This is a genomic window from Catellatospora coxensis (assembly GCF_016862635.1).
Classification (GTDB): Bacteria; Actinomycetota; Actinomycetes; order Mycobacteriales; family Micromonosporaceae; genus Catellatospora; species Catellatospora coxensis.
In genome coordinates this window covers 1-2,396 of the sequence record NZ_BONI01000179.1, presented here as the reverse complement: position 1 = coordinate 2,396, position 2,396 = coordinate 1, and the positions used below count along the sequence as shown (strand labels likewise).

The following is a 2,396-nucleotide window of genomic DNA, read 5'->3' as shown; positions in this document are numbered from 1 at the left end:
TGATCGGCGGGATCGCGGGGCCGGTGCTGTTCGAGGGTTTGAGCAGGGCGTTGACGCGGGCGTTGGGGCCGAGGTTCGGTGACGACGTCGGTGAGCGGGCGGTGACCTCGCTGCCGGGGATGGCGAGTATCGGCGCGTTGACCGAGTACTCCGCCGAGCAGCTCGCTGATCTGATCATGAACGGGCGTATCCAGCAGTCCGATGATCCGTGGGCGCCGGCGTCGGCGGGCGCGGTGGAGGGGGTCGTGGACTGGGTCGGGCACCGGTCCCGGCGCGGGGACGCGTCGGCGGGCCTGGACGGCGACGTCGGGAAGATCGATCTGCCGGGGTGGGACGTGGCGACGCGGTCCGGTGGTGACGTTTTCGGCCCTGCCGGTCCGGGCGGCCCGGACCGGTTGAAGGACTGGGCGGCCGCGCGGGGCAAGTTCACCTTCGACGGGGTGTTCTCCCCGACCGGCTCGTGGTTCAAGGGCCGGGTGACGTTCACCGGGGTGGTCGACCTGCCCGACGGCCGGGTGCTGTCCGGGCACTACACCGCCACCGGGCAGATCACCGGGGTGTTCGACGGCGTCTACACCCGCCCTGACCTGCGCATCCACCACGATGCGATCATCGGGCAGGTCACGGGGACGGGCCGCCTGGACGGATTGTTCGACGTGTCGGGCGTGTTCACCGCATCGGCCGCGGGGCCGGTCTCGGCCCTGGCGTCGGGTGCGGTCCGTGCCGTGGACATCGGCCGTGCCGCCGATGCGGTGCGGGCGGGTGCGGGGGCGAGGCCGGTAGCGGCCCGGCCCGACAGCGGACCCGCGGTGAACACAGCGGTGAACACAGTGGTCGTGCGCACCGGTGCCACCGGCCATGCCGACGCCGACGTGCTCCCGGCGTTGTTCGGGCAGGGTCCGAGTGGGGTCGTGCCGGAGTCGGGCGGGCAAACGGCTGTGGTCGGGTCGCAAGGATCGGTGGACGTTGCCGGGGACCCGACGGTGGCAGAGTCCGATGCGGCGTCGCCCGCCGGGGCGGGGCGTGCCGGCGCGCAGGCGTGGCCGCACGATGCGGGCGCCCCCGGCGGTCCGCGCGGCGATGTGTCACCGGGCCCAGCCGCGCCGGCAGGCCGTGCAAACGACACCGGGGCCGACGCCGGTGTCCCGGTCGACGTGCACGGCACTGCCGTCGGCGGCGCCGCCACCGACGACGGCTCTTCCGCCGACGACGGCTTCGTTGCCGCTGTGGATGCCTCCGACGGGGTGGACGCAGGGTGGCGCGGGCCGGCGGTCGCGGGGGATCTGGCCGGTGTGGTGCGGCATGTGCCGGCCGGTCTGGCGCTGCTGGACGCGGGCCAGGCTGTGCAGCGTGCCGCCGCGGCCGGGTTTCGGGCCCAGGCCGGGCAGTATGTGGTGTTCGCCCATGGCGACCGCCACGGGCCGGTGGCCGCCGGGCGTGTGCTGAGCGCGGAACGGCTGGCCGGGCTGATCACCGCTGATGCGCGCTCACACGGCAAGGACGTCGTGCTGGTCCAGTGCGACGCCGCAACGGGCACCGGCCGCAGTGTCTTCGCGCGCAGGTTGTTCGACCTGCTGCCCCGGCACAACCGGCGTGTACTGGCGACGGCCGGCACCGCCTGGGTGCCGCCACCCTCGCAACACCCCACCACACCGACTGAGGTCCTGGTCACCAAGATCATGTTCGACGCTGACGGCCGGGGGCGCCTGACGGGCGCTCAGGTGCGCGAGTACACCGACGACCCGCGCAACCCTGCCCTGGCCGGGTTCGGTGCGGCGCGTGCGGTCATGGTGATCGAGCACGGCTCGGCACTGTCACAAGCCCGCACCCACCCCGACGACGGCGCGAACGCGGGTGTCGGTGCGGGTGTCTTCGACGCGGTCGGCGATCTGCCTGCCCTTGTGGCCGGTAGCGGCCTGGCGCTGCAAGAACCGGGCACACCGCTGCACAGCCTCGCGCCCGGGTTCCTGTCCGGGCTGGGCTGGGCCGCCTTCCCCCACACCGATCCCGATGGTCGACCGTTGCCGCAGGATCCCCACGATGCCGACGACGCCAGCGGCCCCGCGCCCGGCCCGAGCGGCAGCACACACGACGACGCGCCCGGAAAGAGACGACGGCGAACACCGACAGAAATTCGGGATGCGGCGCAGGCGAAGTACACCGCCGAGTGGGACAAGTCGCTGCGGTTGTGGGGCGTGGTGAACCTGATCTCGAACTGGACACGCGGTGACGGCGATTCGCTGCGCGCCTATCTCAACGGAGCAGTCCTGCAAACCCTGGCTTCAGAGACCGCACGCGTCCTCACCGAACAGGTCAACGGCACCGGCCGGCTCCTCACCAAACACCCCGCTGTGCAGCACGGCGTGAAACACATGCTGCAAAAGCAGTACAACCTG

1 protein-coding gene is annotated in these 2,396 nt (G+C 72.4%); it reads left to right on the top strand.

Going from position 1 to position 2,396, the window contains the following annotated elements:
- Positions 1-176: 176 nt before the first annotated feature.
- Positions 177-2,396, top strand: a 2,220-nt coding sequence (locus Cco03nite_RS41835; protein ID WP_506272215.1) for a DUF8616 domain-containing protein, incomplete at its 3' end; no start/stop codon positions are given.